This is a genomic window from Streptomyces sp. NPDC006339 (genome assembly GCF_040612775.1).
Lineage (GTDB): Bacteria > Actinomycetota > Actinomycetes > Streptomycetales > Streptomycetaceae > Streptomyces.
This window is the reverse complement of record NZ_JBEXQW010000015.1, coordinates 85,213-104,115: the sequence shown is the minus strand read 5'-3', so window position 1 is coordinate 104,115 and position 18,903 is coordinate 85,213. Positions and strand designations below refer to the sequence as shown.

Annotated in this window: 23 protein-coding genes; 6 read left to right on the top strand and 17 right to left on the bottom strand. The window is 70.8% G+C overall.

Features of this window, described 5'->3' with window-relative positions; genetic code table 11:
- Positions 1-74 precede the first annotated feature (74 nt).
- Positions 75-770, bottom strand: coding sequence for a HAMP domain-containing sensor histidine kinase (locus ABZ135_RS14780; RefSeq protein ID WP_356695528.1), 696 nt, complete (start codon positions 768-770; stop codon positions 75-77).
- A gap of 42 nt (positions 771-812) precedes the next feature.
- On the opposite strand from ABZ135_RS14780, the gene ABZ135_RS14775 reads away from it, so the two are divergent.
- Both ABZ135_RS14775 and ABZ135_RS14770 read left to right on the top strand, forming a co-directional pair.
- The gene (locus ABZ135_RS14775) at positions 813-1,112 is read left to right on the top strand and encodes a transposase (protein ID WP_356695526.1); all 300 of its coding nucleotides are present in this window, start codon (positions 813-815) and stop codon (positions 1,110-1,112) included.
- A 2-nt stretch (positions 1,113-1,114) separates the two neighbouring features.
- On the top strand, positions 1,115-1,996 hold the full coding sequence (locus ABZ135_RS14770) for an IS3 family transposase (RefSeq protein ID WP_356695669.1): 882 nt from the start codon (positions 1,115-1,117) through the stop codon (positions 1,994-1,996).
- A gap of 30 nt (positions 1,997-2,026) precedes the next feature.
- Here the strand turns inward: ABZ135_RS14770 and ABZ135_RS14765 are convergent, their stop codons facing one another.
- Together ABZ135_RS14765 and ABZ135_RS14760 are read right to left on the bottom strand one after the other, a co-directional pair.
- Positions 2,027-2,785 carry a HAMP domain-containing protein gene (locus ABZ135_RS14765; protein ID WP_356695524.1) on the bottom strand — a complete coding sequence of 253 codons (759 nt, stop codon included), beginning with the start codon at positions 2,783-2,785 and terminating at the stop codon, positions 2,027-2,029.
- Between the two features lie 43 nt (positions 2,786-2,828).
- Positions 2,829-3,524 carry a response regulator transcription factor gene (locus ABZ135_RS14760; protein ID WP_356695522.1) on the bottom strand — a complete coding sequence of 232 codons (696 nt, stop codon included), beginning with the start codon at positions 3,522-3,524 and terminating at the stop codon, positions 2,829-2,831.
- 236 nt (positions 3,525-3,760) lie between these two features.
- On the opposite strand from ABZ135_RS14760, the gene ABZ135_RS14755 reads away from it, so the two are divergent.
- The 3 genes from ABZ135_RS14755 to ABZ135_RS14745 are packed head-to-tail and all read left to right on the top strand — an operon-like array spanning position 3,761 to position 5,354.
- Positions 3,761-4,138 (top strand): metalloregulator ArsR/SmtB family transcription factor, encoded by a 378-nt coding sequence (locus ABZ135_RS14755; RefSeq protein WP_356695520.1) that lies wholly within the window; start codon positions 3,761-3,763, stop codon positions 4,136-4,138.
- Complete coding sequence (locus ABZ135_RS14750) at positions 4,135-4,842, top strand: cation transporter (protein WP_356695518.1); 708 nt, start codon at positions 4,135-4,137, stop codon at positions 4,840-4,842. Before ABZ135_RS14755 ends, ABZ135_RS14750 begins: the two co-directional genes overlap by 4 nt.
- On the top strand, positions 4,821-5,354 hold the full coding sequence (locus ABZ135_RS14745; RefSeq protein WP_356695516.1) for a signal peptidase II: 534 nt from the start codon (positions 4,821-4,823) through the stop codon (positions 5,352-5,354). Before ABZ135_RS14750 ends, ABZ135_RS14745 begins: the two co-directional genes overlap by 22 nt.
- On the opposite strand, the gene ABZ135_RS14740 is transcribed toward ABZ135_RS14745, so the two are convergent.
- From ABZ135_RS14740 to ABZ135_RS14725, 4 genes are all read right to left on the bottom strand, one after another.
- Positions 5,284-6,333 (bottom strand): MFS transporter, encoded by a 1,050-nt coding sequence (locus ABZ135_RS14740; RefSeq protein ID WP_356695514.1) that lies wholly within the window; start codon positions 6,331-6,333, stop codon positions 5,284-5,286. The genes ABZ135_RS14745 and ABZ135_RS14740 overlap by 71 nt on opposite strands.
- The gene (locus ABZ135_RS14735; RefSeq protein ID WP_356695512.1) at positions 6,330-6,806 is read right to left on the bottom strand and encodes an NUDIX domain-containing protein; all 477 of its coding nucleotides are present in this window, start codon (positions 6,804-6,806) and stop codon (positions 6,330-6,332) included. Before ABZ135_RS14735 ends, ABZ135_RS14740 begins: the two co-directional genes overlap by 4 nt.
- Positions 6,803-7,687: a phosphotransferase gene (locus ABZ135_RS14730; protein WP_356695510.1), complete on the bottom strand. Its 885-nt coding sequence runs from the start codon at positions 7,685-7,687 to the stop codon at positions 6,803-6,805. Before ABZ135_RS14730 ends, ABZ135_RS14735 begins: the two co-directional genes overlap by 4 nt.
- 143 nt (positions 7,688-7,830) lie before the next feature.
- The gene (locus ABZ135_RS14725; protein ID WP_356695667.1) at positions 7,831-9,600 is read right to left on the bottom strand and encodes an ABC transporter ATP-binding protein; all 1,770 of its coding nucleotides are present in this window, start codon (positions 9,598-9,600) and stop codon (positions 7,831-7,833) included.
- Between the two features lie 412 nt (positions 9,601-10,012).
- On the opposite strand from ABZ135_RS14725, the gene ABZ135_RS14720 reads away from it, so the two are divergent.
- Complete coding sequence (locus ABZ135_RS14720) at positions 10,013-10,564, top strand: NUDIX domain-containing protein (RefSeq protein ID WP_356695508.1); 552 nt, start codon at positions 10,013-10,015, stop codon at positions 10,562-10,564.
- Between the two features lie 157 nt (positions 10,565-10,721).
- Here ABZ135_RS14720 and ABZ135_RS14715 read toward each other — a convergent pair whose 3' ends face one another.
- From ABZ135_RS14715 to ABZ135_RS14670, 10 genes are all read right to left on the bottom strand, one after another.
- The gene (locus tag ABZ135_RS14715; protein WP_356695506.1) at positions 10,722-11,354 is read right to left on the bottom strand and encodes a disulfide bond formation protein DsbA; all 633 of its coding nucleotides are present in this window, start codon (positions 11,352-11,354) and stop codon (positions 10,722-10,724) included.
- Between the two features lie 58 nt (positions 11,355-11,412).
- Positions 11,413-12,075 carry a 3'-5' exonuclease gene (locus ABZ135_RS14710; RefSeq protein WP_356695504.1) on the bottom strand — a complete coding sequence of 221 codons (663 nt, stop codon included), beginning with the start codon at positions 12,073-12,075 and terminating at the stop codon, positions 11,413-11,415.
- An 88-nt stretch (positions 12,076-12,163) separates the two neighbouring features.
- Positions 12,164-13,132, bottom strand: a complete 969-nt coding sequence (locus ABZ135_RS14705; protein WP_356695502.1) for a phosphoribosylaminoimidazolesuccinocarboxamide synthase — start codon at positions 13,130-13,132, stop codon at positions 12,164-12,166.
- A gap of 28 nt (positions 13,133-13,160) precedes the next feature.
- A complete protein-coding gene (locus ABZ135_RS14700) occupies positions 13,161-13,781 on the bottom strand; it encodes an HAD family phosphatase (protein ID WP_356695500.1) in 621 nt (206 codons plus the stop codon).
- A 77-nt stretch (positions 13,782-13,858) separates the two neighbouring features.
- A complete protein-coding gene (locus tag ABZ135_RS14695; protein ID WP_356695498.1) occupies positions 13,859-14,623 on the bottom strand; it encodes a thymidylate kinase in 765 nt (254 codons plus the stop codon).
- A gap of 74 nt (positions 14,624-14,697) precedes the next feature.
- Positions 14,698-15,810, bottom strand: coding sequence for an aminotransferase class I/II-fold pyridoxal phosphate-dependent enzyme (locus tag ABZ135_RS14690; RefSeq protein ID WP_356695496.1), 1,113 nt, complete (start codon positions 15,808-15,810; stop codon positions 14,698-14,700).
- Positions 15,807-16,841, bottom strand: coding sequence for a radical SAM protein (locus ABZ135_RS14685; RefSeq protein WP_356695494.1), 1,035 nt, complete (start codon positions 16,839-16,841; stop codon positions 15,807-15,809). Before ABZ135_RS14685 ends, ABZ135_RS14690 begins: the two co-directional genes overlap by 4 nt.
- On the bottom strand, positions 16,831-17,556 hold the full coding sequence (locus tag ABZ135_RS14680; protein WP_356695492.1) for a thymidylate kinase: 726 nt from the start codon (positions 17,554-17,556) through the stop codon (positions 16,831-16,833). Before ABZ135_RS14680 ends, ABZ135_RS14685 begins: the two co-directional genes overlap by 11 nt.
- The gene (locus ABZ135_RS14675; protein WP_356695490.1) at positions 17,553-18,374 is read right to left on the bottom strand and encodes a class I SAM-dependent methyltransferase; all 822 of its coding nucleotides are present in this window, start codon (positions 18,372-18,374) and stop codon (positions 17,553-17,555) included. The genes ABZ135_RS14680 and ABZ135_RS14675 overlap by 4 nt, the downstream gene beginning before the upstream one ends.
- Entirely contained in the window at positions 18,361-18,894 is a 534-nt protein-coding gene (locus tag ABZ135_RS14670) for a phosphoribosyltransferase family protein (protein WP_356695488.1), read from the bottom strand. Before ABZ135_RS14670 ends, ABZ135_RS14675 begins: the two co-directional genes overlap by 14 nt.
- Positions 18,895-18,903 lie beyond the last annotated feature (9 nt).

Genomic DNA, 18,903 nt, shown 5'->3' with positions numbered 1-18,903 from the left:
GCGTCAGCGTAGAAACGCTTGCTGCAGCAGTCCGGCAGGACAGATGCAGGGAACATGCAAGACCGAGATCGCTATCACCCCCGGTGCTTCCTAAGGAGGGTGTTGGGATGGTGCGCGCCTCGACCGGGCCCCCACGCCGGCAGGCGAACCTCGGCGTGCAGCCCTCCGTCAGGAGCTTCCTGGAGCAGGACATGACCGTCGTTGACCCGGGCGAGGCTGGCGGCGATGGCCAGGCCCAGGCCGGATCCCTCTCCGGCGGCGGCCTTAGCACCGCGCCAGAAGCGGTCACAGGCACGAGCCCGCTCGGCAGGGCTCATTCCGGGACCGGCATCGATACACTGCACGGCCACCATCGCCGCGTCCTCGACCAGGCGCACCCGCACCGCTGTGCCGGCCGGTGCCATGCGCAGAGCGTTGTCGAGAAACACGTCCAGGATTTGGTCCACCGTGCCGGCGACCGCCGATGCGACAAAGTCCCCCTCACCCTCGATGGTCACCGCAATGCCCCTGGGCTCGGCCACCAGCCGCCAGGAAGCCACCCGTTCTTCGGCGACCGCCAGCACGTCCACGCCCTCGGCGGCCTGGGCACCCGACTCCGCCCGGGCCAGGAGCAGCAGCGCGTTGAGGATGCCGGTCATCCGGTCCACCTCGCCGAGCGCCTGCTCCAGACCGCGGCTTCCGTCCCGCTCGATGTGGGGTTCCAGGTTCTCCAAGCGCAGCCGCAGCGCCACCAGCGGGGACCTGTGAAGCTTCCCCTTGATCGTGGACACCCTGGAGACTGGGACCTGAAGTTCCAGAGGAAGTAGCACCAGGTGGGAAGCAAGTACACGAAGCGATACACCGAGGAGTTCAAGCGGGACGCGATCGCGCTCGTCGACTCCTCGGGTAAGACGGTCACCGCCGTCGCCCGGGAACTCGGTATCAGCTCCGAGTCCCTGCGCGGCTGGTACCGCCTGGCCAAGGCCGACCAGGGCGAGGGCGCCCCGGGCGAGCTGACCAGCGCGGAGCGTGAGGAACTGCGCCGGCTGCGCAGAGAGAACCGCGAACAGCAGCAGACGATCGAGATCCTGAAAAAAGCGACGGCCTTCTTCGTGAAGGAGAGCGACCGGTGACCATGTTGTGCCGGTTGATCCATGCGGAGAAGGCGAACTACCCGATCGTGCTGTTGTGCCGGGTGCTGCACGTGGCCCGCTCCTCCTACTACGCCTGGCGCGAGGGCGAGGCTGCCCGCCAGGCCCGCCGGGCGGCCGACGACGAGCTTGCCCACGAGATCACCGTGCTCCACATCGCCTCCCGTCGCACCTACGGCGTCCCGCGCATCCACGCAGAGCTGCGACGCCTGGGGCACCGGGTGAACCGCAAGCGCATCGCCCGCGTCATGCGCGAGCGCGACATCCGCGGCGTCACCCGCCGCAAGCACCGCCCGCTGACCCGGCCGGACGTGAAGGCGAAGCCGGCCCCGGACCTGATCGGCCGCGACTTCCACGCCGAGCGTCCCGGGATCAAGCTGGTCGGCGACATCACCTATCTCCTGACGGCCGAGGGCTGGCTCTACCTCGCCTGCTGGCTGGACCTGGCCACCCGCGAGGTCGTCGGCTATGCCATGGCTGACCACCACCGCGCCGAACTCGTCGTCGACGCCCTCGACATGGCCTACGGCCGAGGCGGTCTGGAGCCCGGCTGCGTGATCCACAGCGATCGCGGCAGCGAGTACACATCGACCCACTTCCGCGCCCGAATAGAGGAGTTGGGGCTTCGGCAGAGCTGCGGACGCACCGGATCATGTTTCGACAATGCCGCCGCGGAGAGCTTCTGGGCCCTGCTCAAGGAGGAGATCGGCACCCGGACCTGGCCCGACCGGGCCACCGCCCGCGCCGAGGTCTTCACCTTCATCGAGACCTTCTACAACCGCCGCCGCCTACGCAAGCACAAGATCTTCGGCTACCTCACCCCGGCCGAGACCAGGCAGCGGCATCAACACACCCTCGCGGCATAACGAACGAGTGTCCAAGATCACGGGGAAACTTCACCTGAGCTGGTGAGAGGCGTCGGAGACGAACGACTTCTGCACCGTGACCTGGTGCTGCACCTGCTCGGCCAGGTGGTTGAACGTCTCGGCGAGTACCCGCAGATCCGGCGGGCCGAGATGGACCGGCACACGAGCGGTGTGGTCCCCGGCGGCGAACCGGCGTGCTGCCACCTCCAGATAGCGCACGGGTCGCAGAATCCAGCGGGCCAGCGGCTCCGCCAGGAAGCCGCTCGCCGCCAGTGCCAGAGCCCCGATCACGGCGACCACGGCCCAGATCGTCCACTGCTTCAGCTCCAGATCGTCCAGGGCTGAGCACACCACCACGACGCCGACCAGCAGGCCCTGGTGGATCACCGGCACCGCCACGATCAGCTCCTCGGCGAGCTTGGAGATCTGCCGGTCGGAGGAGTCGGTGAACTGTCCCTGTAAGGCCGCCCGCACCACCTTCTGCTGCGCAAGTTCGTCGGGCGGCAGAAGGCACAGTGCTCCGTCCACCGACTGACCCTCGGCGTTGTAGACGTGTGCACGACCGCCCGTACGGTCCTGGTAGTCCGCGATCCGCTGCCGGAGCCCAGCCCGTTCGCCCTTTGACAGGGCCTTCACCGCGGTGGGCGACAGCTCCCGTGCTTCTGTCGCCCGCGCGTGAGCGAGTTCCCGCAGCGCCTCGTCGCTGCGCTGCAGGGCCAGCGGCAGCCCCAGAACGGTGACCACCACGACCGGTAAGGCGACCAACGCGGCCACCAGGTGACGCCGCACGCCAGAATTCCCCCTTCATCCTCAAGTCACTTCGACCGGCTGGTCAGTGCCGGTCGGGCAGGACCAGACGGAAGCCCACACCCCGCACCGACTGGATCCACTCGCGTCCGCCGAGCTTGGACCGAAGCGAGCCGATGTGGACGTCGAGCGTGCGGGTGGACCCGTGCCAGTTGGGGTCCCACACCTCGTTGATCAGGTCCTCCCGGCCGTGTACCGCGCCGGCGTCCGCAAGAAGAGCGGCCAGCAGATCGAACTCGCGGCGCGTCAGATGCACCAGCTCGCCGTCCATCTGCACCTGACGCGTGCGCATGTCCACCAACAGCGGCCCGAACGCGCAGAGCTCACCTTCAATCGCTGCGCCGCTGGGCGCGTTCGCAGCGGCGGGCGCGTGCACCCGGCGGGCGACCGCCTCCATCCGCGCCAGCAACTCACGCATGCTGTATGGCTTGACCAGGTAGTCGTCGGCGCCGGCCTGGAGCACCAGGATCCGGTCGAGCTCCTCGGCCCGCGCCGTCACCGCAATGATCGGAACCGCCGACGCCTCCCGAACGCGCCGGCACACCTCCTGCCCGTCCAGGTCGGGCAGCCCTAGGTCCAGCAGAACGAACTCGGTGGACGGTGCGGCCTTCAGGGCCTCGGCCCCGCTGCCGACCCAGTCGACGTCGTGCCCGAACCGCTGCAGTGCCTCAGTCAGCGCCTCGGCGATCCGCGTGTCGTCTTCCACCACGAGCACCTGCATCTCTGCACCCCCCATCGCAGCGGAGCCGTCCCCCTGACGGCCCGCTCCAACATCGGATGCTAACGATGTAATCGGAACAGATGGATGAAACCGGTCGGTAACCATAGAGGTCGTTCGAACGAACTTCCCTCATCGACTCGGCACGCTATCATCGGTCCCGAGCGATGAATAGCGTGTCGCCCCCGGAGCCCTCAGAAGTGGCAACGGCGGCCTACTTCGTAACGGAGAGTGATTTGATGAAACCGACGGAAACGTCCCTGACGGCTGACCCTTGTGCCGCACCTACCGCCGCCGTGGCCCTCTTCCGGTCACTCGGGGACCCGGCTCGCCTGGCGATCCTGCGCCGGCTGGCCGAGGGCGAAGCACGGGTCACCGACCTCGTCACCTGCGTGGGGCTCGCCCAGTCCACCGTCTCGGCCCACCTGTCCTGCCTGCGCGAATGCGGACTGGTCGTCTCCCGCCCCGTCGGGCGCGCATCGCTTCACTCGCTGGCCCACCCCGAACTGCTGGACCTGCTCGCCGCCGCCGAGCAGCTGCTCGCCGCAACTGGCGAGGCCGTCGACCTCTGCCCCACCTACGGCACCCACCCCGCCGCCGAGGAGCCCACCCGATGAGCACCACCCCCACCTCCGCGACCACACCGGACGTGACCGGCCCGGCCGCGCACCGCGCAGTCCGCTACGCCAAGTTCACGATCGGCTACAACGTCGTCGAGGGCATCATCGCCATTTCCGCCGGCGCGGTCGCCGGAGCCGTCTCGCTGATCGGATTCGGCATCGACTCCGGCATCGAGGTCGCCGCCGCGGTGGTGGTGCTGGTACGACTCCTCGCGGAGATCAAGGGCGGCGAGCCGGACGAAGCCAAGGAACGCCGGGCGCTCAAGTTCATCGCCCTCACGTTCTTCGCCCTCGCCGCGTACGTCACCGTCGAAGGCGTCCGCGACCTGATCAGCGGCGAGAAGCCCGACACCTCCATCGTTGGTATCATCCTGACCGGCGTGTCCATCGTGATCATGCCGTGGCTCGCTCGCGCCAAGCGCAAGGCCGGCCTTGAGATGAACTCCCGCCTGGTCGTCGCCGACGCCGCCGAGACCAAGCTGTGCGCCTGGCTGTCGGTGTCCACCTTCGCCGGTCTGCTGGCCTTCGCTCTCTTCGGCTGGACCTGGCTCGACCCGGTCGCCGGCTTCGTCATCGCCGCCTTCGCAATCATGGAGGGCAAGGAAGCCTGGGAAGGCGAACTCGTCTGTGACGACGGTTGTGAGGACGACAAGCCATCGGCCGCGTCGGAGAAGTCGTCGTGCTCGGACGGCTGCAAGTGAGCACCGCCGAGCTTGTCCCGGCCCGGCGCGGCGCCTTGAGGCGCCGCACCGGGCTGCTGGTCCTCGCGGCCGTCCTCGCCGGAACGGACCTGGCCATCAAGACGTGGGCCGAGCAGGCCCTGCCTGGCGCTCCCATCGAGGGAGGTCCGCTCGACCTGCAGCTGGCCTTCAACCCTGGAGTGGCGTTCTCCTTCGCCTCCGACGCCCCCGCGTGGGTGGTTGTGACCCTCACCGGACTCATCACGGCTGCGGTGGCGGTCGCTCTGTGGCGTACCGTGGCGACCAGCCCGCGCCTGTGGGGCATCGCGCTCGCCGCGATCCTGGGTGGCGCGGCGGCCAACCTCGCCGACCGTGCCCGCGACGGCGTCGTCACCGACTACCTGCATACCGGCTGGTGGCCCACCTTCAACCTCGCCGACGCCTTCATCGTGCTCGGCGGCATCACCTGCGTTGCGCTCTCCTTCCTCGGGAGCGGCCATGAGGAAGCCCAGCGATCGGCCGGCCAGCACTGACCGGCCACGTCGATCGGCTGGCTGCCGGGGCAGATCGGCACGCCGGCACGAGAGCAGCCTTGTGGCGACCATCTGGTGTCAGTCCTGCCCTGGCGGGAACCGCGGAAGGGGCGATCATGATCGCGATAGTGGCACTCGGCCTGTTCGCGGTATTTCTGCTGCTCGACGGTGCGGTGCGGATCGCTGTGCAGCGCCACCGCACAGGGGAGAGCGGAGTGCGCCGCCCGTCGGGACTCTTTATCAGCGCGAGGCCGAAGGACAGCACGGCCAGGGCCGCGATCACCGTGCGGATCGTCGGCTGCCCGATCACGTAGCGCACACCGGCGGAGATGTCCCGGATAAGGCCGCGCGACTTCTCGGCCCCGACGGGGGACATGTGTGGCTCGGGCGCGCGGATACGCCAGACCAGCCAGGCGGAGGCGAGGAAGGAGGTGGCGTCGACGAGGAGTGACCGTGCGGCGCCTACGGCGCCCACGAGCGCGGCGCCGACGTTGCTGCCCGCGCTGTCGGCCACCGAGGAAGCCGCGCCCAGGCGGGAGTTGGCGTCGTGCAGCAGGTGCGGGGCGACGATGGCCGGCAGGAGGCTGATGGCCGCGGCGTCGCGGACCACCTTGGCCGCGCCCATCGCGAGTGTCACCCCGTACAGCTGGCCGATGGTGAGGACCCCGGCCAGAGCGGCGGCCGGGATCGTGGTGAGCGCCGCGGCGGCCACCAGGTCCGAGACGAGGAGCTGGAAACGCTTGGCGTGCCGGTCCGACAAGGCCCCGGCCCAGAGAGCGAGCGTGCTGGGAAGCTGGCCGAGGAACGCGAGCGTCGCCACCTGCCCGGCGGTGGCGCGCAGTTCCAGGACCGCGAGCGCGGGCAGAGCGACGGCGCTCACGCCCGACCCGGCCAGGGTCACGGCCTCGCTGCCGAGCAGGTACCGGTAGGCCGGCAGCGCCCAGGCGGTCGTCTTGTGGGTCCCGGCGGCGACCGTCATCGGGGTTCACCCCCGACGGTCAGCTCGGGAGCGATCACGTTGGCGTACCGGTGCCCGGCGGCGAAGAAGCGGAGGATCTCGCGGGTGAAGGGGTGGCAGTCGTCGGGCGGGCTGGCGGGGTCGACCCAGACGAGCTCGCTGTGGGTGTTCGGCTCCCTGTTGTACGGCTCGCCCTCCCACTCCCTGGCCAGGAAGGCGACGCCGGTCACCCGTTCTCCGTCAGCGGCGTGAAGGTGGACCAGCTGGCAGAATTCGAGACGGCCCGGGGTGATGAGGATGCCGGTCTCCTCAGCGAGCTCGCGTGCGGCGCCCTCGTCGAAGAACTCGCCGGCTTCGAGCCTGCCGCCGACGAGGGTGAGCAGCCCGGGGGAGTGCCACGACCGCGGTTGGTGCCGGACGGTGAGAACCCGGCCGTCGGCCGGCTGGCGCAGCAGGACCATGACGTGCGTGATGCTGCGATGGACGTTGCTCACGGCCGGTCCTCCTTCATGAGCCGGTCCAGGGTTCGCCGGCCTCTGGCGGTGACCTCGGGATGGCCGTTGTCCGGGCCCCAGGCCAGGCAGTTGACCGCGTCAAGCGCGGTCAGGCAGCGCAGCGCGTGCCGTTCGGCGCCGGTGAGGTCTCGCCCGTACGCCTGGAGGAACGCCTGCCGGCGGTCGGGGTGGTCGAGCCACTCGGTGACGGCGAGGATGACGAGGTCCTGCACGCGGGCGGCAGGGCGAGTGCGCTCGAAGTCGACGAGCGCGAGCCCCCCCTCGGACCACAGCCAGTTTCTCGGCTGGTTATCGCCGTGGATGTAGCCGAGCGGCACCGGTCCGACGCGGCGGAGCTGAGCCGCGTAGTCGCGGACCAGCTGCTGCTCGTCCGGGGTGAGCCGGTTCCCGGCGCGGCTCAGGTACTTCTTCGCGCCATCGGCCGCGGCCACCAGCGACGCTTCGGCTTCCGTTCGGTCGCGGGGGTCGAGTGCACCGGCGTCGTGGAGCCGGGCGCACAGCAGGCCGGCCTGCGCGTGCACGGCCCGCCACTCGGCGGCGGTCAGTCCCAGTCCAGGTGCCGGGCCACCGGGTGCCACGGTGAGCAGCAACGCCAAGTCGTCCGCGCGGCTGGCGAGGAGACGGGGCGCCCGGCTGTGCCCGAGCGCGGGAACGACTCCTCGATAGGCCCGGGTCTCACGGGCGAAGAACTTCACCGAGGGCGCGACCTTCACGTACCAGCGGGCCCCGCTCTCGCCGGTGAGCTCCCATACCCGGGAGCGGTGCCAGTCGTGCGAGGCGTCGCGCACGGTCACGACCTGCTCGGTGAACTGCTCCGCCCAACGCTGCACGGCGATGGGAAGGGACTTCCTCTGCCTCACGCCGTGCACCTCGCGCTCGGGTGCGACGCGTACGAGGAGCGCACGTCACAGGCGGCGCTGGTGGCGGGGGACGGGGGCACGGATCCTCCTTGATGTGGCCTGTCCGCCTGGCGGGGCGCGACAGAGAGGCGCGGTGAGGTCGTTCAGCGGTCCTGGGAGAGTTCCAGGAGTTCGGCGAAGGTTCCGCCGCCGTGGGTGAGGTCGTCGTACCGGCCCTGTTCGGTGATCCGACCGTGCTCCATCACGATGATGTGGTCGGCGATCTTGGTGTTCTCCAGGCGGTGGGTGACCACGATGGTGATGCGGTCGGCGGCGATGGCCTTGATCTGTTCGAAGATCTGGTGTTCGCCCCGGGGGTCCATCTGGGAGGTGGGCTCGTCGAGGATGAGCAGTTCGGGCCGGCGGTACAAGGCCCTGGAACACGCGATGCGCTGCCACTGACCGCCGGAGAGCTCCGTGCCGCCCCACAGGTCCCGGGCGAGGAGGGTGTCGAGACCGGCGGGGAGGTCTTCGACGGCGTCGCGCAGCCCGACTGCGTCGATGGCCTCCCACACCGGGGCGTCGTCGTGGGTACGCGGCTGGCCGAGGGTCACGTTCTCGCGCAGGCGCAGCGGCCACTGCCCGAAGATCTGCGGCACCAGACCGGTCAGGCGCCAGACCGAGGCCGGGTCGGCGTCGGCGAGGTCGGTGCCGTTCCACGAGACCGTGCCCTTGTCCGCCAGGTAGATGCCGGTCAGCAGCCGGGTCAGGGTGCTCTTCCCGGAACCGTTCGCCCCGACGATCGCGAGGATCTGGCCGCGCCGCAGGGTCAGCGAGACGCCGTCGACGGCGGGCTTGTCCTTGCCCGGGTACTGGTAGACCACCTCTTCCAGACGGATCTCGTCCACCGGCGCGGCCAGACGGCAAGGACCCCGCTGGGGCGCGCGGTCGGCGGCCTCGTCGAGGAAGCTCTGCATGTCGCCGAGGTACAGGCTGGTGTGGAAGACCGCGGCGCCACCGGTGACGACCTGGGTCAAGGCGGCGAGCATGGTCTGCACCGCGATCCCGGCCGTCGCGGCGACCGCGAGGTCGATCCGGCCGGAGATCGCCAGCCACGCCAGTGCACCCCACGTCGCCGCCAGGCAGATGCCGCCGGCGAGCGCGGACAACAGAGCGATCCGCAGGGTTCGTGGCGCGGCGGCCAGGGTGCGCCGATCGCACCGGTCCGACAGGGCCCGGTACCAGTAGACGAGATAGTCGACCATGGAGTTCGCGCGGATCTCGTCGCTGTACTTGGACTCGGTGGCCCACCAGCGCATCATCCCGCGTACGTTGCGATCCGCGATGTTGCCGTAGTGGATCTCGTAGTCCACCCGCGCGCTCAGCACGGCCCCGACACCGGCCGGCAGTACGGCGAGCAGGAGCAGCGGCAGCATCAGCGGGTTCAGCACCGACAGCACGCCTCCGGCGGTGACCATGCGGATCACCGCCGACACGAACTGCTGCGCGTCGGCCACCATCACATGAGTGCGCATCACCCCCATCTCGGCCGCCTCGCGCCGGTCGGAGAAACCGTCCTCCGCGTACGCAGCCGCCTCCACTCGGCACACCGCCTCGACCAGCGCCGAATCCATCTCCGTCGTCAACCGCGGCGTGATCCGCCGCCCCGCGTACGAGGCCACCGCTCTCGCTGTCCGAGCCACGGCGGCGGCGACCGTCACCACGAGCAGCGCCGGCAGGGCACCCCGCAGTCGGTCTCCGGCGGACCCGGCTCCGAGCACGGGTTCCATGGCGCGGGCGGTGGCCGTCAGCAGCACGGCGGCCGAGACGCCAGTGACCAGCTGGCAGCCGAGAAGCAGCTGCACGGCCCCCCGGTCGATCCGCCAGGACAGCCGCGCGATCCGGCCCAGGACGGCGGGGATCTGCGCGCACATCCGCCGGAAGGACACCTCGGCGAGGGGGTTGATGGAGTACTGCCCGGTGTAGGTGATCTCCGCCGGCGGCGGAGGAGGCAGTGTGGTCTTGTGCTGATCGTTCACGGGAGTCGAGGTCAACGGCGGTTCCTCCTGGACGGTCGCGTGGGGCGGTCGGGTGGCTCAACGACCGCGCCGGGATATCGAACTGGTGTCTTTCGGTCTCAGCGGAATCCCCGAGATTCGGCGCGTGTCGGAGCGTGGCGGATGCATCGACCCGGTTCTTCCAACGGCGCTGGCAGGTAAGGAGGTTGGCCGAATCGCCGATGGCGAGACCCTTTAGCGCGAGACCGGGCGCGTTGTGGAACAACGGCCCCCACCGGACTTGTAGAGTGCGAACCTCCCCGCACGAACACCTTGCTGGAGCCGCTTCGTGGCCATCACTGATTCCGACATCTCGGACGCTCTCGGCGTTTACCTGGAGCGCCACCCGGACGAGGCCGAGCAGCTGTCCAAGCCCCTGCAGCTCCTCGCGGAAGGCAGGAACTTCGCCTCTCGGCGCAGCTTCCCCATGCACGTGACCGTCGGAGCTCTGCTCGTCCGCGACGGCGCCGAGATCCTGCTCATCGAGCACCTCGCATACGGCCTCACCCTTCAGCCCGGCGGTCACCTTGAGCCGACCGACACCTCGCTGGTCGAGGCGGCGGTACGCGAGCTGACGGAGGAGACCGGCATGGACCCCCGGCAGGTCTCCGTGGTCTCGCCGACGCCTGTCTACGTCGAGTACGGCAAGGTGCCGGCCCGGCCGCAGAAGGACGAGCCGGAGCACTACCACCTGGACATCGGATACGCCTTCACCACGGTCCGCGGTGATGTCGGACGCATTCAGGAGTCCGAGGTGACCGGCGCCGGCTGGTACCCGCTGGAGGTGGCCGAGCGTCTTGTCGGACACCGCATCAGGCGAGCGGTCACGGCACCGGCCTAGACGGGCTGTACCGGAGCACCGGTGGTCCCGGGCTCTCGTGCCAGAGGCGCACCAGTCAGCACGCCGGCGGCCCTGCTCGCCTCGGTGCCGGACCACGGGTGTCAGCCTCCATGCTTGGGGACGGTCGGGGTGTGGTTCCTGCCAGGGGCGGATTCGCTCACTCGAAGGAGGGCTTGCTGTCCCGGCTTCGCTTGAGCTCGAAGAACCCGTCCGTCGCTGCGACGTGGAGCAGGCCGTCCCAGAGCTGGCCGGCGTCCTCGCCGCGGGGGGCCTGCCGGAGCACCGGGCCGAACAGGGCTGTGCCGGCGATGCGGAGGACGGGGGTCCCGACATCGAGGCCGACCTCGTCGAATGCCTCGTTGTGCGAGTCCTTGATGAGGCGGTCGAACTCCGTGCTCGTTGCGGCGGAGGCCAACGAGGTGGGGAGGTGCGTTTCGGCGAGCGCCTCCGTGATCACGGCGGGGTCCTCGCGGCGCCGCTGGTTGTGCAGGCGGGTGCCGATGGCGGTGTACAGCGGGCCGAGGATGTCCTGGCCGGCGTGCTCGGCGGCAGCCGCGCAGACCCTCACCGAGCCCCATGCCTTCTCCATCAGCGCGCGGTAGTCGTCGCTGAGTCCCTTCCCCTCGCGCTGTTCGAGGTTGAGGTAGGCGAGCGACGTGATCCGCCAGTCCGCGCGTACGGACCGGACCGTCTCGACCTCCAGGAGCCATCGCGAGGTCACCCACGCCCAGGGGCACAACGGGTCGAACCAGAAGGGCACCTGGGTCAGTCCTTGCTCTTTCTTCGTCATCGAGTTGAGCACGTCCTTTCTTTGGATCGGTCGTACGGCGGTTCGTGTGCCGGGGTGTTCAGACGTCGAAGAGACCCGCCTGCACAGGGAGGTTGGCCTTGGCGGTGCGGCCGGCGGTCTTCACCAGGGCTGCGAGGCTGGCGAACCGCGGGTCTTCGTCCGCGGCGCTGATGAGGCGCAGGAAGACCTTCGCGGTGACGTCGACGTCGGCCGGGGCCCGGTGCCGGTCCGTGGGTTGCGGGATGCCGAAGTGGGCCAGCAGCGTGTCGAGTTTGTAGTTCGGCAGGTTTGGGATGAGCTGCTTGGCCAGCGGGATCGTGTCGAGGAAGTCCGTCCTGGCCAGCGTCGGGCTGTGTTCGACCTGGTTGTGGAGGACGTTCGCCTCGGTGGCCGCGTGCTGGGCCACCAGCAGATACGGGGTGCCGGCCGTGAGCCGCTGGTCCAGCGCCCCCAGCGCTTCGGCCGGGGTGGGAGCCTGCTGGAGCTGCTCGGCGGTCAGCCCGGTCTGAGCGGTGTCCGCCGGGGTCACCGGGGCGAACTCGGGCGGCCGGATCAGGGACGTGTAGCGCCCGGTCTCCGTCCACGCGCCGTCCTCGAACCGCAGGGCGAGCGCTGCGACCTCGATGGGCTGGGCCGGGTAGCCGGTGGGGGTCGTCGTCTCGAAGTCGATGACGACGAACGTCGTAGCCCGGAAGGCGGGATCCTGGGTCAAGCCGCCCATGAGTTCTCCTTTCGCGTACGTCCCGCCCTGACCCGATCCGCGGCTGCGGTGAGGAGGCGGCTGGGCTTCCGGCCGCCGTGGCGCGCGGTCATCGGCCGACGAGGTCGGTGACGGCCCGGGTCGCGGTCTCCAGATCCGGTGCGCTCCAGGGCCGCTCTCCCGTCCAGGTCTCGCTCAGGGACTGGTACAGGTCCGTCATCACCGCCACGTACTCGGGCGGCAGCGGCACGGGCTGTGGCCACCGGTCCCTGGGCACACCGGCGGCGATCAACTTGCCGACCGGCACCTCGTTGCCCGAGTTCACGTACCAGTCGCGCAGGATCTGCTTGCCGCAGTGGACACCAGCGAACATCAGGCGGCTCTCGTCCGGCGTGCCGGGGCTGTCGGCGAGCACCAGCTGCTGGTCGCTGGTCAGCAGGTACTCGGCCTTGCCGTCGCAGTGGCTGAGGCCGACCTTGGCGGCGTGGCCGGTCAGCACCGCGTTGACCTTCCAGGTGATCTCCCGCAGGGCCGCGAACTGCTCGTCGTCCAGACCCGCGAGGCGCTGGGCCTCGCCGGGGGCGATGAAGCGGTTCACGTCTTCCTGGGTCGTCGCGTACTCGATGAGCGGTCGCTCCAGCTTCGCGCCGACCGCAGGGACCGCGTCGAGACCGACGTCGGCCGGGGTGAGATCGCCGGCGGCGAGGCGCCGGTGGACGGAGCTGCCCGGCGGGAGCTCGTTGCGGAAGAGCACCTGCAGGGGCAGCAGGTAGCCGCCGCCAGCAGGCGTGAGGGGCTGGCGGACCTGCTCCGGAAGGCGCGCGAGGGTGAACTCGATCCGGTTCGGTGCGATGAACCGGCGGAAGTGCGTCCGCACGCCGGCCTTCTCCAGCAGCGCGAAGTTGAAGGCGGCCATCCGGCAGGTCGCCTCGCCCTTGCCGGGGATCGGATCCGGCATCCGTCCGTAGTGGAAGACGGTGTAGTGGTCGGTGTACTCGAAGACGCCGACGCCTTCACGCGCCGCGGTCGGCTCCTCGATGATGTGCAGGTTCTTAGTCGAGTGCAGGACGGGCATCATGCTCCCGGGGTCGGACGGCGTCGTGCCGTCATCGGATGGGCTCGGTGTACTGGGGCGATGCGAAGGGCTGCGCCGGCTGTTCGCCTACGGGCGTCAGGTGGCCGCCGACCACCGTGATCACCTGCATGCCGGCGGCGCGGGCGGAGGCGATGCCGTCGGGAGCGTCGTCGACCGCGAGGCAGCGGTCCGGCGCGACGCCCAGGCGGCGGGCGGCGGTGAGGAACAGCTCCGGATCCGGCTTGCCGTGAACGACGTCCTCACGCCGGACCACGGCCGCGAACGCCTCGTTCAAGCGCAGGGCGTCGAGCCCCGGGTCGACGAGCAGCCGGCTGGCGCCCGATGCCACGGCGCACGGCACTCCGGCACGCCGGGCCTGCCCCAGCAGCTCCACGACGCACGGGATCGGCGTGATCGTGTGCACCGAGGCCAGCAGATGACCGCGGCTGCGCTGGACGATCTCGTCGTGGGGAAGCGACCGGCCACCGGGCAGCGCCGCCAGGAGGTCGTGGATGGACAGGCCGACGTGCCGGCTGTACCAGCCAGAGTCCAGGGCGACACCGTACGGCTGCAGGGCCGCGCGCAGAGCGGCCTCGTGCCGGCCGACGGTGTCGGCGAGGACGCCGTCGAAGTCGAGGACCAGAGCCTCCACCCTCTCGGGGACCGTCGGGGAACACCGGTTCCCTGCGGACCGGTTGGCCGGACAGAGCGGCAGACGGGCAGCCGTGCTCACGCCGCCTCGGCCTTCGTGGGCTGTCCGCAGCACATGCAGCCCGCGCCCGGCCCCTGCCACGGCTCCACCAGACAGGCGAGATCACCACCGGCGCCCTCGATCCACTCCCGGATCAGGTCGGCAGCCTCGTACTCGTCGACGTGGCGCCGGTCCACGACCCGGTAGCGGACCGGATCGGTGGCGGCGAGACGCTCGAAGAGCACGCACGCCTTGCGCATGAACTCCGCCTGCTCGTCGGTGAAGACGCACCGGTCACGCCACTGCGCACGCTCCAGGGCCTTCGAGGCGTCGTCGGTGACGAGGATCGTGAGGTCGGGCAGCGGCCGGTAGGAGGAGGCGAGACCCAGCAGGTCGACCGCCGCCCTCAGGGCCGCGTCCAGGTCATCGGGGTGCAGCAGGAGCGCCTGGCACACGGCGGTGGTGTCCACGCTGCGGCCCTCGACCACGGTCTGCCCGCGGGCCAGGTCGGGCAGGACGGTGTCGAGGTCGTGCCGTTTGATGGCGATGAGGAGCAGAGCCTCGGCCATCGGGGTGCCGCCGCGCAGGAATGGGTCCCCGGCGCTGGCCTCGCGCAGGGACTGGAGGAGCGCTTCACCCAGGCCCGGGCGTCCGTTCGCCCGCTGGGAGAACTCGTCCAGCATCAGCGGTTTCGTCTCGATGGCTTCGACGGCGCGGTTGGTGAGGTAGGTCTTGCCGACGCCGTTGAGACCCTCGGCGGAGATCAGCGGGCCACGGCTGCACAGCGAGCGTGTGGTGGTCATGCGGTTTCCGTTCGCAGACGAGGACGGCGGGCCGCCGGCGGGAACGCCGCCGGTGGATCGGTTCGGGTCGCCGGTCATGGGCGCCATGCGGCGGCCTCCCGGGCGAGCACAGTGGCGTAGTGGTCGAGGACCGCTTCGTCGTCGCGCTCGGTGAGAACAAGGGCGAGGGTGCGGTCGAGGATCTGAGCGGCCCCGCGGCACGGAGTCCGGTCGCTGGCGGCGAACATGGGCCGGGTGTCGCACGGCACGAGCCGGAAGGCGCCGGTGGAGCTCGGCACTCTCTGCCGGGCGAGGTGCTCGGCGAAGGCCCGTGGCTCCGGCAGACTGATGCGCAGGAGCGGGGCGTAGTGGTTCCACGCCTCGTCCTTCGCTGGCGTCAGCGGCGTGAGACCCCGGACACCGGCCAGCGCCTGGAGCAGGTACCCGGTTTGGGCGCGGCGGCGCTCCAGCAGGACCGGGAACCTGCGCAGGTTGGCCTGCGCGAGCGCCGCGAGCGGCTCGGCCAGGCGTCCGTTGACCGCGAGCCGTTCTTGAGAGCGGCCACCGGGAGGGGGCGTCAGCCAGTGGCCGCGGAAGGCCCGGACGTGGGCGGCGAGAGCCGAGCCGTCGGTCAGGACGTATCCGCCCTCCCCGCTCCAGAGGATCTTGCCGTCCTTCATGCTGAAACACCCGGCATCGCCGACCGCGCCTGCCGGAACGCCGCCGCGCGACGACCCGGCGGCCTGGGCGGCGTCCTCGACCACGGCCAGCCCGTGCTGCGCGGCGAACGAGCGGAGGCCGACTGGGTCGCCCATCCTGCCCCACAGGTGGACCGGGACGATCGCTTTCGTCCGGGCCGTCACCTTCGCGGCGGCGTCGTCGTAGTCCAGGTCGAGGGTGTCGGGGCCGCTGTCGACGAAGACCGGGGTGGCGCCGAGCTGGGCGAGCGGCGCGGCGGTCATGACGACGGTGAGGGCCGGTACCAGGACTTCGTCGCCGGGCCCGACCCCGACGGCGGACAACGCGGCGTGCAGCGCCGTCGTGCCGGAGGACACCGCGACCGCGTGCCGACTGGTGAACCTCTCGGTGAGGTCCTGCTCGAACCGGTCAGCGAACGACGCTCCGGTGGGATCGGGCATGCCGGCAAGCGCGGCCAGCATGCCCTCGCCCAGACCTTCCGCCGCAGGGACCGGTGGCAGGCCGGTCACGTTGCCTCCCGGGCGAGGAGGCGCGGCATGCCGAGCACGAGCGGGCCCATGTTCACGCAGTCCCTGGAGAAGTGCGAGCAGTCCGTACATGCCGGGCGGTCGGTGAACAGGGTCCTCGCGTCGGCGCCGGCGATGCTGCGCTGTTCGGAGGCGGCGGTGGCGGCGATCCGGCGGTCGGAGGGGCAGTCCCACAGCGATCCGTCGGGCTGGACGAAGAACAACTGCGCCCCGCCGAAGCAGTCCTCGACCCGACCGCTGTCCTGGGTGGCGATCGAGGCGAGGAACTGCCGCGTGTAGGAGGGGCCGGGGACGGTGAGCCCGCGCGGGTCCTCCTGGAGGCGACGCAGCTGGTCCTCGACGGCGGGGACATCCTCGGCGGTGTGACAGCGCTCGGCGAAGAGCTTGTGGTCGGCCGGGAGGGAGATGGGCTGCGGCACGTAGTAGTCGACACCGATGTCCGCCGCGAGCCGGGCGACGTCGGTGATCTCCTGAGGGCGGTCGCGCATGACCACGGTGTAGATGCCGACCCGGGGCCCCGCACCGGAGCCCCGCTCGTCGAGCAGGGTGCGAATGCCGGCCAGGACCTCGCGGTGTCCGACCCGCCCGGACCGCGAGGGCCGCAGCCGGTCGTTCGTGGCCGCATCCGCGCTGTCCAGGGAGACCGAGACCCCGTCGACGCCGAGGTCGACGAGCCGTCGGGCGATGCCGGGCCGGTTCAGCGGGACGCCGTTGGTCGCCACGACGACCTCACAGCCGGCGTCCTTGATCGTCTTGATCAGGCTGAGGGTGGGCAGCCAGTCCAGCGGCTCGCCGCCGGCGAGGACGACCCGCTCGACCGGCGAGTCGGCCAGCGTCCGCGCGAACGCCTCCAGCACGGTGCGGTCGAGGTCGCGGACGGGGATGTGGGACAGCACGCCGAGTCCCTCGGGAAGGGCCTTCTTGTGCTCGTCCAGCTCCCCGAAGTAGCAGTGCGGGCAGGCGAACGAGCAGGGGGAGCGCAGCGCCCACAGCAGGGTGATGTCACGAAGCACGGTGCACCTCCCGGCGCTCCACGATCGCGCGGAGGGCGTCCTCGACGGCCTTGCCGGTTTCCTCCGGGGGGTAGCCGGTCACGTCGATCACCGTGTACCGCTCCGGCTCGGCGGCGGCCAGCTCCCGGTAGAGGTGCTCGGTCTGCTCGATGATCTCCCGGGCGTCGGACGGGACGGTGCGGCCGATCCGGGCGGCGAACCGGGCCAGGCACGTCTCCCGGTCGCCGGTCAGCAGGAGCGTGGCGTCCGGCATCGGGCGCCAGCGGCGGGCAGTGGCCAGGATCTGGTCGGCCACCGCCCGAGCGGGCGTGCTCGGGTGCTCGGTGTGCAGGATCGCTCCCTGGCACACGGCCACGCTGTCCACGCCCCGGTCCTCGACGATCACGTCGACGCCGGCCAGCAGCTCGGGCGTGAGGCGCTCGACCTCCCGGAACTTCAGCGCCAGCAGCGCCAGCGTCTCCACGATCGGGTGCCCGGTCCGCAGGCAGACGTCCTCCTCCGCAGAGAGGGCCGTGATCACCCGGCCGGGCAGCGTGTCGGCGGCCTGGTCGGTCAGCTCGTCCAGCAGCAGGCACCGCGCACCCAGGGCGGCGGCCGTGGCACGGGCGGCGGTGGTCTTCCCGACCCCGTTGATGCCCTCCACGCTCACCCACAGCGGCCGGCCCCGCTCCTCCCCGGCCGCCTGTCGGGGCCCGGGAACCGTCAGGGCGGTCATGCCGGCCTCCGGCACACGAAGAGCAGCTCGGTCGCCCGGTCGGGCACCATCACGGACGACACCGTGTCCAGCAGCGCCTTCGGCACCCGGGCGGCCAGGTCGCGGTACCAGTCGACCGCGCCGGTCCCGTACCGCTCGGCGAGCTCGGTGGCCACCTCGTCCGGCTCAGGCGGCAGCAGCCCCATCACGTCCTCCACGACCAGACCGGCGTCCTCGACCGCGCTCACGACCTCCTCGCACGACCACTCGTAGACGTGGACGCGGTACTGCAGCGGACGCGGCGGCGGGCCGAACGCCTGCGGGGTCGACAGGTACAGCACCCCGCCCGGGGCGAGCGCGGCGCCGGTGGCGGCCAGGCTCTTCACCCCGAGCTCGTACGGCAGGTGCTCCAGCGCGGAGGTGTAGATCGCGACGTCGAACGGCGGCAGCTGCGGCCACGGCTCGGACACGTCGCACTCGACGAACTCGAGCGGGAACAGGACGCCGTACTCCCTCCGCAGCTCGACCAGCCGCGAGCGCGCCTCGGCGAGGTTGGCCGAGCTGATGTCGAGGCCGACGTAACGGCCGATCCTCGGCGCGTACCGGTGCAGCAGCGGGAGGGCCAGCCCGCGCCCGCAGCACACGTCGAGCACGTTCGCGCCCTCCGCGCATCCCTCGGCGGCGATGAGGTGCTGCATCAGGTTCATCAGACCGGACGGCTTGGCCTCACCGCGGGCGAGCGCGGCGTAGAAGTCGTCCATCTGGTTGGCGCTGTACGGGCCGATCATCGGGGTGCCCCGCCTCGTACGGTACTGCTCGTCCAGTTCAGCGCTGGTCATGCTGTTCCTCCCAGGGGAAGACGACCCAGGTGGTCGTCAGTTGGGCGATGTGGTCGATCCGGTCGTGGGGCTCGGCGCCCTCGGGCCAGTTGGCCCGGTTCACGGCGAGCACCGCGGTACGCACCCGGGCGGGCCCGAGGTCGCGAACCATCTGGGCCGTGTGGGTCAGGGTGGTGCCGCTGCCGGCGATGTCGTCGACGAGCAGCACGTCCAGGCCCGCGAGGTCGCCGAGCGACGCCGGGTTCCGGACGGTCGGCAGGGGGGTCTTGGCGGCGTTGACGGCGTCGCTGGTGGTGCGGGTGACCTCGATCGTCCGGACGTCGTGGACGCCGAGCCGGTGGGCGATCCACACGGCGGGGATCAGACCGCCGCGCACGATCCCCACCACGGCCTGTGGCACACCGGCGGCCAGGGTCTGCTGGGCGAGCGCCGCCGTCGCGAGCCTTATGTCGTCCCAGGTCAGGTACAGCGGGCCCGCCTGGTCGGCGCCCCCGGGCGCCGGCGCGGGGAATGCACTCATGGCTTACGC

Bases quoted from the DNA above. Each gene is read 5' to 3' on its own strand.
- ABZ135_RS14770 (WP_356695669.1), top strand. From the start codon at position 1,115: ATGTTGTGCCGGTTGATCCATGCGGAGAAGGCGAACTACCCGATCGTG.
- ABZ135_RS14760 (WP_356695522.1), bottom strand. From the start codon at position 3,524: ATGCAGGTGCTCGTGGTGGAAGACGACACGCGGATCGCCGAGGCGCTG.
- ABZ135_RS14755 (WP_356695520.1), top strand. From the start codon at position 3,761: ATGAAACCGACGGAAACGTCCCTGACGGCTGACCCTTGTGCCGCACCT.
- ABZ135_RS14750 (WP_356695518.1), top strand. From the start codon at position 4,135: ATGAGCACCACCCCCACCTCCGCGACCACACCGGACGTGACCGGCCCG.
- ABZ135_RS14740 (WP_356695514.1), bottom strand. From the start codon at position 6,333: ATGACGGTCGCCGCCGGGACCCACAAGACGACCGCCTGGGCGCTGCCG.
- ABZ135_RS14725 (WP_356695667.1), bottom strand. From the start codon at position 9,600: ATGTGCGCGCAGATCCCCGCCGTCCTGGGCCGGATCGCGCGGCTGTCC.
- ABZ135_RS14715 (WP_356695506.1), bottom strand. From the start codon at position 11,354: ATGACGAAGAAAGAGCAAGGACTGACCCAGGTGCCCTTCTGGTTCGAC.
- ABZ135_RS14710 (WP_356695504.1), bottom strand. From the start codon at position 12,075: ATGGGCGGCTTGACCCAGGATCCCGCCTTCCGGGCTACGACGTTCGTC.
- ABZ135_RS14705 (WP_356695502.1), bottom strand. From the start codon at position 13,132: ATGATGCCCGTCCTGCACTCGACTAAGAACCTGCACATCATCGAGGAG.
- ABZ135_RS14695 (WP_356695498.1), bottom strand. From the start codon at position 14,623: ATGACCACCACACGCTCGCTGTGCAGCCGTGGCCCGCTGATCTCCGCC.
- ABZ135_RS14680 (WP_356695492.1), bottom strand. From the start codon at position 17,556: ATGACCGCCCTGACGGTTCCCGGGCCCCGACAGGCGGCCGGGGAGGAG.
- ABZ135_RS14675 (WP_356695490.1), bottom strand. From the start codon at position 18,374: ATGACCAGCGCTGAACTGGACGAGCAGTACCGTACGAGGCGGGGCACC.
- ABZ135_RS14670 (WP_356695488.1), bottom strand. From the start codon at position 18,894: ATGAGTGCATTCCCCGCGCCGGCGCCCGGGGGCGCCGACCAGGCGGGC.